Below are 9,401 nucleotides of genomic sequence, written 5' to 3' on the forward strand. Positions count from 1 at the left end.
GCAGGCTAAATTTAACGAGGCGTTGCGCGAAAATAAAGACGCGAAGATATTCTTAACGCCTGGTGGAGCGGTGCCGAATATCTGGGTGGATACGAAGGATAAAGAGAAGCAAAGCGCGATAACGCAATAATTTTTGTTTGGAGCGACTCGCCTTTTTTACGCTTTGCGGGCGAACGCTTTTTGCGAGGTCGGCTAAATTTAGTTTGGATGGCTTTGCTTCGTTGCCGTTTGTAATCGCAAGCAAAGTCAGGTCCGCCGCTAAATTTACCTGAGTAACTCCAAAATCATCTCGAAACAGGTGTAGTTTTTTGCGAAGCGAAATATTTTTGCAAAAAACTTCGCCTTTTTATGCTCAAATTTGAAGTCAAATTTGAGCTTTAAATTTTGCCCGTGCGCCGAGCCAAACCCGTAGCCGAAAGGAAATAAAAATGAAAATAGATTGGGAAAAAGTGGGCGGCCTTTTGCCTGCCGTCGTTCAAGAAAGCTCGAGCGGCGAGGTTTTGATGCTTGCTTATATGAACGAAGAGGCGCTAAATTTGAGCCTAAAAACGGGCTTTGCGCACTATTTTTCGCGCACGAAAAACCGCATCTGGAAAAAGGGCGAGGAGAGCGGAAATACGCAGGCCATAGACGAGATTTTCCTTGACTGCGACAACGACACGATACTGCTCAAAGTCGTTCAAAACGGCGGCGTAGCGTGCCACACCGGCGCAAAATCGTGCTTTTTTAGAAAGATTTCTGGAGACGGCGGCGAGTCAAATTTAGCTAGCGATGACGGGCAAAATTTGACGCAAGAGCAAAATTTAAACCAAGCCAAAAAGCCGATCTACGGCATAATCGACGAGGTTTATCACGCGATATTAGACCGCAAGCTAAACGCCGATCCGCAGACCTCATACGTCGCGAGCCTGTTTAAAAAGGGCGAAAACGCGATCCTAAAAAAGGTCGGAGAGGAGGCTACGGAGCTAGTGATGGCGTGCAAGGATGCCTCGGCGCGCAAAAATGAAACTGCACAGTTTAACTCTGCCGCAAACGGCGGTCAAATTTCGTCAAATTTAACCCAAAACGAAAATTTTGCTAAAATTTCAAACGAAAATGCCGCAAACCAAAACAGCCAAACCGAGACGTCTCAAAACCTAAAGCTAAAAACACCGACCGAGGAGATCGTCTACGAGGCGGCGGATCTATGTTTTCACTCGCTAGTGGCGCTGGCGCTGCACGGAGTGCACCCAGACCGCATCAAGGCCGAGCTCGCGCGCCGTTTCGGACTAAGCGGTATCGAGGAAAAAAACTCGCGAAAAGGCTAGGGTGGTCAAATTTGGCACGCTTTGTGCAGGAGGATTTTAAATTTGGCTCGCCGCAAGGCAAACGAAGCAAAGAGGCAAGATGATAAACGAACTAAAACAGGGCTTAAATTTCTATCTGACGCACCTTGGCTGGGTGGATTTTGCCGCCTATATCTGGATGTTTTTGACCTTTTTAGCGCTCGTTTCGCTTTGCGTCTATGTCGCGTCAAAGTCCTTTTTTGCGGGCTTTGCGCTGATGATCGTTACTATCGCGGGGCTTGGATGCGGGGCGTATTTTATGCCTAAGCTTTTAGATGAAAATTTGCGAACCCGCTCGCTCGAGCTAGTCTCAACCAAGCAGCTTGAGTACTCAAATACGCTGCTTGTGGATCTGCGCCTAACAAATCTCTCAAAAAAGCCGTTTAACTACTGCGAAATCGGGCTTAGCTTTTACAAAAACTCGGGCAATACGCTGCGCCGATACGCAAACGAGCTAAAGCCGTTTTTGAGAGAAAATATCGTGCTAAAAGACGCGCTGGACGTAAATGCGACGCGCGAGATCACGCACGCGGTAAATAACTTTCGCGCGCAGGATTACAATATCACGACAAATTCGGAGTGCTTTTGATGGAAGGGTATTTTAACGTATTTCACTTCATCGCGCTTGCGGTTTTGGCGCTACTATCGGTACTTTTCGCGCTTATCGCCCGCGGCGAGAAAAATCCTAAATTTTTTAAAATTTACATCACGATAAACATAATAGCGACGCTGACGCTTGGATATTTTTTCATGATGATCGTGGATAAATACACCAAAAAGGCCGTGCTGACGGGGTTTTCAGGCCACCGCGTACTAAGAAACGAAACCATCGTGTTTAAGGGCTCGCTGCGAAATACGGGCGAGTTTAGCATCGCGAACTGCGATCTGACCGTCAAACTCATCAACAACCCCGTGAGTAAGGACACGATCGCAGGGTCTATCTTTAAGCCTAGCGGGCTATCGCTATCTTCGCGCAGTGACGAGCGTTCAAACGTAGCTGAGATAACCGCTAGCGTCGCTAAAAATATCGCGCCGAAGCAGATACGAAATTTTAGCCTCTCGATGCCGTATCCGTCGTACTTTGCTAATACCCAAACGATAACAAAGCTGGAGTGCAGATAGGGCGCGGGCAAATTTACTCGAATGCGATATAAAAACCTCCAAAGGAGCTTTTTGTTGAAGGTAGGTATAAACACAAAAATCACGATCTTGTCGATGTTCTTAAAAATAACAAGCGTAGAGATAAAAAATAAACATATATAGTCCGTTCAAAAATTCCGAAAAAGAAATTTAGAGAAATTTTATAGTGTTTTTAGCTCGATATGGAAGTGGTATAAATAGCGGAGTTTATTAAAATTTCATAAAAAAAATCGATAAAATAGCCAAAAATATCAGAATTTTATGGCCGGAGTGCATGATAAAATATTTAATTTTAGAATAGATTTCTGGCTCGTATGCCTACTTGGTTAAAAACCTACTACTTTATAATATTTCTTGGCTTGCGGTTGCTAGTAAAACGGCATACTAAAGTGCGACGTTCAAGTTTGTTTATATAGCCTAAAACTATTTTGCAAATGAATTGATGCCGATGTCGCCTAGATGTAGCGACTTTAATGACCCGCTATCTATTCTGATTACCGGAAGGCTTACGATGGTTTGTTGGATTGCGGAGACGAGGTTATAGTGACACAAAGAACTCAAAGAATAATTTAATTGCGATGCACTTACGTTTGTTAAGACGAAGCTAGAAGGATAGCGAAGTAGAGGTTAGATGTAATAACGGTAATATGTTAAATAGATTATTATATTCGCTTAACTGATCTTAATTTTAAAAATTTTATGAAAATAGAAAGGGCGGAGACCGCCCCTTGAAGTATAAAGCGTGATTATTTTGCACTTTTGCAGCAGCCGCATGTGCAGCCCATAACTTTATAGATGATAGCTCCGATGATCGCTCCAACGATAGGCGCAACCCAGAAAAGCCAAAGCTGCTCTAATGCCCAACCGCCCTGAAATATCGCAACGCCGGTTGAACGAGCTGGGTTAACTGATGTGTTTGTGATAGGTATCGAGATAAGGTGGATAAGTGTCAAACCAAGGCCAATAGCGATCGGTGCAAAGCCTTTTGGCGCACGCTCATCAGTCGCACCTAAGATGATGATAAGGAAAAACGCAGTTAAAACCACCTCAGCAACTAGCGCTGAAACTAGACTGTAGCCATTTGGTGAGTGCTCGCCGTATCCGTTGCTAGCAAAACCACTCGCAGTAGCGTCAAATCCAGCCTTACCTGAAGCGATAAGATATAGCACGGCAGCAGCTGCGATCGCTCCGATAACTTGTGCGATGACGTAAGGCACGAAGTCTTTTTTGTCAAATCTTCCGCCAACTAGTAGGCCAACTGATACAGCTGGATTGAAGTGGCCGCCGCTGATGTGACCAACTGCGTAAGCCATCGTAAGAACCGTAAGGCCAAATGCTAGCGAAACTCCGACAAATCCGATACCAAGCTCTGGGAAAGCCGCTGCAAATACTGCACTGCCGCAACCTCCAAAAACTAACCAAAATGTACCAAAAAACTCAGCTAAATATTTTTTCATCTCTTCCCTTTTAGGTAAATTTAAAAGCGCGCGATTTTAGCATAAATTTGTAACTTTGCAAAATATTTTATAGTCTAAATCTATAACATAATGTCTCATGGAGCGTTTTGGTATTTGTTCCGGTTGTTTAGCTCGCGTCTCGGATTTGCTAAAAACTTAACGGTATCGATATCAAGATTCTCCGAGCTTGACGTGCGGCACCTAGCGTAAGCGCATATTTTTTACATTTTTGCTGTTCTCTACGTACCGTTAAACCGATATTTGCATATCTATTAGTTATCATCTAAGTTGTTAAATTTTACTCATAGACCACGATCTGTATGCCGTCCGGAAAGAGCGTATTTGCTAAAACCGTCGCTGTTTTTCTCATAATTCAAAGCAAAAAGTATCCTTAAATATAAGCCTTTAAAATCAAAACAAAAATTAAAAACGCGAAGAATTATCTTGAACTAAATTGCGATAAGAGCCGGGTTGATCGTAAAAAGCTTCTAGACATTAAGTGTTGGGGCTTTATTTTCCGCAATCAAGCCCGTAGTCATTTGACGGTTTTTTTACGCTTATCGCTGAATGCGGCGGAAATATAGCCGCAGTTGTATGGTAAATATTAAAAAGTCGCATGGGTGACCGAAAATACTTTTAATCCAAAATCGTTAATCGCCCCTCGACGTCTTGCCTAACGGCTTTATGCGAATTTAAATACTCAGCCAAGATATCCAAACAAGAAGTGGAAATCATCTTAGGAGCGCCGAAATTTTTCACGTGCTCAAAACTGACGCCAAAAAAGCTCAGTAATGATAATTTTGCAAACCGACCGTAAAAATACCGTCATCGGGCATTTCTACCCCTGATAAGTTAGACTTACGATTTCTCGGCGGGAGCGGGAATAGGCGAGTTTTAGCCCCTGCGATAACTGATAAAATTCCGTTGTTCCCAAAAAGGCGTCGTCTCGCAGTAGATAGCACATCATTTGGCGAAAGGTTCGGCCGTCCGCTCTGAGCATATAAACGCCGTCATCATAAGGAAAAATTTCGGCCAAGCCCCCATACTCTACGATCGGCCCTAGCTTTTCGCCCCGAATACTGCCTGAGCCAAGCAACATAATATCTATGCCTAGGCTGTTTTTTAAAATATCGGCAAACAAATTTCTCAAAGCCGTTTCGGTGTTGCGCTGCGGGTGCGTTAGCGGACAGCTAAAACGGGTGATGACGCGAGTATATTTTTGATCGGTTACGCTCTTATATTTTCGAATCAAATTCTCTATTTGCTCATCGACCGGGCAGTATTTGTCGTTTATGGGGATACACTGCCATTTATAGCTTTCGATGCTGTTGGTGTCTGTATTGACCACGATATCAAATCGTCCGATCTGGTCGGTACCGACGCCAGCTTGCGCAATCAAAATATCATTGACGACGCAAGGCTGCTCCATCAAGGTATGGGAATGCCCGCCGATAATCAGATCGACGCCCCATTCGGATCGTAGCATGGCGGCTAGCTCTTTATCAGCCTCAAAACCGATGTGAGTTAGCAAAACCGTAAAATCGATATCGATTCGGTTGTAGGTGTTGCAGATTCGCCCGACCTCTCGCGTCGCCTCTTCGATTCCGATAAAAGAGCCGATCAGGTAGTCTTGCTTGGTCTGTGCTAAAACTGCATCGGTAATGATACCGATAAAAAGGATTTTCATGCCGTCAAGCTCCATGATGTAGCAAGGCGGAAATAGACGGGCGTGATTGGTTTTGATAAACAAATTTGCGTTTATGATGGGAAACTGGGCACACTTTTCTATAAATAATAAATGCGGAATACCGTAATCTAGCTCGTGATTGCCTACCGTAGCGATATCTGGCGCCAGGGCGTTCATGATCTCGATCGTGGAAATCCCTTTGTACTCCGAATCGATAATCGAGCCTCGAAACATATCACCGGCAATAGCGTAGATAACGTTTTTTCTGTTTGGCGGACTTGATTTATATAGCCGGATAGCATAGAGACGCCGCCTACTAGCTTGTCGTCCACTTGCTCAGCCAAAAAGTCTCCATGCAAATCATTGGAGTGAAGTAGGGTTAATTTTTTTAGATGCGGTGCGGGATTCATCTGGTCGCCTCCTTAAAGGGAAAAGCGGTAAAAACGAAAAGAATTTTAAGTGGTAAAATAAAATGTTCGCAAACCATAAAACACTCTCCTTATAGAAAATTTTATCGGTTTCTGATTCTTTTTTATTAGATTGCTTTCTTTCATGCGTCTTGCTTAAACCAAAATCGTTTTTGGCAGGAAATTTAAAGTCGCATATTGAACTAAAAATTTTGCAATCTTTTAGTTTATTTGAGCCGAGCGCAAATTTAAACTCGGCTCAAATTTAAATTTATTTACGATTTTTTATTGTATCTAGCCACTTGCAGCCGTCCTGATCACCTTCATCGCAAGCCTTCTTAGCGATTCCCTCAATCATTTTGCAAGTTGCAGTATCGCCTAGTTTGCATGCTTTGTATCCATATTTCATCGCTTTGTTATTATCTGCTCTTACGAGGTCTAAAGCATAGAGGCACGTATACGCAAGCCCGTACTCGCAACCTTTGTCAAAAAAATACAACTTTTTTTCCGGATCGTTAGTATATTTTACGGCCTCGTAGCATCCTTGCGCATATCCGTATTCACAAGCTTTTTCGTAAAAATACAGCTGATTTTTCGGATCGTAGTTGTAGGAGCTTGCTATCTGGGAGCAAGCTTCGCCGTCATTTTTTTCTTCGCAAGCAGATTTTTGTTTTTCTGAAGCTTCTTTTTTTCTCGGTGATACTAGCAATCCGGTTGCAGGCGCTTGTATTTCCAAATTCGCAAGCTTTGTTATAAAAAAAACAGCTTTTTTTCCAGATCGTTTCTGTAATAAGTATCTGCCAGCTGAGTACAATCATAATCGTTCTTTTGTTCGGTTCAAAAAAACTCCAGCCTCTTGCTCATGCCCCCTATCTTGTCGCACGCTGGGCCTTTTGGATTGTGTTTGCAAGCCATGGTATAAAGCTCTGTGGCTTTTTTATCGTCTTTCATGCCGTATTGATCGCTTTCATAGAGTACAGCTAGATTGGCGCAGCCTTCTTTATATTTATCGTAGCAAAGTTTTTCTAAAATTTTCTTGCCCTTTTTGATGTCTTGTTTTATGCCTACGCCATCCGTATAGAAGTGGCTCAGGATAGCGCACATATCGTATATATCTCTATCGCACAATCCTTCATATAGATTAAACGATTTTTTATAATCCTTTTCTACGCCCTGACCGTAATAATACATATAGGCAAGAAGCTTACAAAAAGTATCATCTTTTCCAGCATCGCAACCTTTTTTTGCGTAATTAAACGACTTCTCATAGTTTTTTTGTCTGTGTGCGATGTAGGCTAGCTTGCCGCAACTTTTAGCATCTTTTGCTTTGCAAGCCGCATCGCGTTTTTCCTCAAGCTCTTTTGGATAGCCCTTGTCGCAGCATAGCTGGACCTTGTTTTTTGAATAATCGCAGCACTTTTTGTAGTACTCCGTGACCGTTTCCGAATCGCAAGGCATGTCCGGCTTCGTAGTATCGTAATGCTTCGCGAGTCGTTCGCAAGACAACCAACTTTTCTCTTTCAGACAATCCTCTTTATCGTAGGCGATGGCCTCTATAGTTTTGCCAGCCGATCTTAGTTGCTCTGCGATTACAGTACTGCTTTCCGCATTAGCGGATATTGCAAGCAATACAACAAAAAGATGAAAACTAGTTTCTTCATAGCGATCTCCTTGTGTGGAATTTGTTTACTATTAGTTATACTATATTTTGCTAATAACGAGGTTATTTTTAGGATAAATTTAATGATTTCTTTATCTGTATTATTTTTGCGAAATTTGACAAATATAAATATTTTATACTGAATTATTTTGAGCGCTTGCTGAGATTGACTGAAAGGATATATTTTTAAATTAGGCTCACGTAAGGGAGCGGTAAGTTGCGTTTAGAACTGTATTCTTGAAAAGTAATGAGCGTAGTGAAGTAGAATTTAGATATAACACTAAAAATGCACAGGAAAACTATATCATAAACTGTTGAAATTGATAAGTGAGAATCAGCTTAAGTTTAATTGAGCCTAAAATTAATATTAGTATTTTTACGTAGCCATTTAATATGTATAATAGTATATATGTTAATCATAATATATACTATTGCTACATGAATAGTTAAATTTTGAAAAACGCCCATAGCAAGTATCCCGAGTCTATCCGCTAGCCATTCTGAAAATATACTGCTATTTATTAAGTAGCCATTGTAATTTATATACAGAGCATATCCGAGAAATATAAGACAAAACATACTTATTATACGCTCTTTTTTACTGCTTTCAATTTTAATAAATTTTTCAGGAAATATTCCTTTATTAAGATATTCATATGTTCCAAAAAACTGCTTAGCCTCATGATTTAATTGCGGCGATTGCATAATACACCATATTAATATCATAAGACATACCAGCCATAAGTAGCTAAAATAAAATTCACATAATTCAGGTAAATTGCTCGCACTAGAATAGTATTCTATATTTGGAAAAATATTTTTCATGACTTGTGTAAAAAATTTTAGTAAAGGCAGTAAGCTCATTATGTGGTTTGGTAAAATAAAAATAATAAGCAACAAAGCTACGTGCGTATACAGCAAAGAAATGAAGCATTTACCGAAATAGTTATTTTTTCTAAATTCGATATATTCTTCTTCTAATGTCTTATTGGGGTTGTTTGGCATTATAAAACTAATCCAGTACAAATAAAAATAAAATGATTATACTACTTCCTGACTTATTCTATACTTGGCATACAATATTAATTATGTCGATTTTTTATTCAATACTATCATTGTTCGGGTTTGGATATTTTCAAGCTACAATCCGTTTGCGATCAAATTTATATTACTGGGATTTAAAGGAGTAAAATTTTCAAACAGTTCGCTTCCTTCATCTATGATATCATTTGAATTTCTATCGTGGACCAAAAGACTACCTTCTTTTTCTAAAATATTTTCCATTAATACTCTTGAAAATATATTTAAAACTAAATTTGAAAGCCAATTAAGAATTTTTTTGTATGCTTATCTTTTCAGTTTTTATATGGCGATAACCGTTTTTATGAAATAGAACAGCTAAATTCTAATATTTGAAATGTTATAGTTCCCTTCAAATGTTAGGTTATTATAGTGAAAAAGTAAGATAAATCTACATACGCTCGTCTTGCAATCTAAAATTTTCATCGAACAGTAAAATAAAATCAAATTTATAGAAAGCATTGCATAAAATAAAACAATTCTGAAAAAATGTACCGCTTTTTATCAAAGGCGCACCATGGTCTAAGAAAAAATTAAAAGAAAGGGAAACTGCAAAAGAGGCGGTTGAAATACTGACAAATAGAGTGTTTTGGTGTCACGGGGGAGACTTGAACTCCCGACCTCCGGCTTATGAGACCAGCGCTC

Annotated in this window: 7 protein-coding genes and 2 pseudogenes; 4 read left to right on the forward strand and 5 right to left on the reverse strand. The window is 40.5% G+C overall.

The window, feature by feature from the left end; translation table 11 throughout:
• The 4 genes and pseudogenes from Q0314_RS09470 to Q0314_RS09485 all read left to right on the forward strand — a co-directional run.
• Positions 1–130 (forward strand): annotated as a pseudogene (locus tag Q0314_RS09470) (prohibitin family protein); the annotation flags it as partial.
• Between the two features lie 283 nt (positions 131–413).
• A pseudogene (gene hisIE, locus Q0314_RS09475) lies at positions 414–1,307 on the forward strand (bifunctional phosphoribosyl-AMP cyclohydrolase/phosphoribosyl-ATP diphosphatase HisIE); the annotation flags it as partial.
• Positions 1,308–1,386: 79 nt separating this feature from the next.
• The gene (locus Q0314_RS09480) at positions 1,387–1,914 is read left to right on the forward strand and encodes a DUF2393 family protein (RefSeq protein WP_298058524.1); all 528 of its coding nucleotides are present in this window, start codon (positions 1,387–1,389) and stop codon (positions 1,912–1,914) included.
• Positions 1,914–2,447: a DUF2393 family protein gene (locus Q0314_RS09485; protein WP_298058529.1), complete on the forward strand. Its 534-nt coding sequence runs from the start codon at positions 1,914–1,916 to the stop codon at positions 2,445–2,447. Before Q0314_RS09480 ends, Q0314_RS09485 begins: the two co-directional genes overlap by 1 nt.
• A gap of 764 nt (positions 2,448–3,211) precedes the next feature.
• Here Q0314_RS09485 and aqpZ read toward each other — a convergent pair.
• The 5 genes from aqpZ to Q0314_RS09510 form a co-directional block, all read right to left on the reverse strand.
• A complete protein-coding gene (aqpZ, locus tag Q0314_RS09490; protein WP_002949277.1) occupies positions 3,212–3,922 on the reverse strand; it encodes an aquaporin Z in 711 nt (236 codons plus the stop codon).
• 838 nt (positions 3,923–4,760) lie between these two features.
• Positions 4,761–5,843: a 5'-nucleotidase C-terminal domain-containing protein gene (locus Q0314_RS09495; RefSeq protein WP_366114725.1), complete on the reverse strand. Its 1,083-nt coding sequence runs from the start codon at positions 5,841–5,843 to the stop codon at positions 4,761–4,763.
• Between the two features lie 444 nt (positions 5,844–6,287).
• Positions 6,288–6,830 (reverse strand): hypothetical protein, encoded by a 543-nt coding sequence (locus Q0314_RS09500; protein WP_298058525.1) that lies wholly within the window; start codon positions 6,828–6,830, stop codon positions 6,288–6,290.
• A 23-nt stretch (positions 6,831–6,853) separates the two neighbouring features.
• Positions 6,854–7,474 carry a tetratricopeptide repeat protein gene (locus Q0314_RS09505; RefSeq protein ID WP_298058526.1) on the reverse strand — a complete coding sequence of 207 codons (621 nt, stop codon included), beginning with the start codon at positions 7,472–7,474 and terminating at the stop codon, positions 6,854–6,856.
• A gap of 1,342 nt (positions 7,475–8,816) precedes the next feature.
• The gene (locus Q0314_RS09510) at positions 8,817–8,960 is read right to left on the reverse strand and encodes a hypothetical protein (RefSeq protein ID WP_298058528.1); all 144 of its coding nucleotides are present in this window, start codon (positions 8,958–8,960) and stop codon (positions 8,817–8,819) included.
• Between the last annotated feature and the right edge of the window lie 441 nt (positions 8,961–9,401).

Source organism: uncultured Campylobacter sp., assembly GCF_938040115.1.
GTDB lineage: Bacteria > Campylobacterota > Campylobacteria > Campylobacterales > Campylobacteraceae > Campylobacter_A.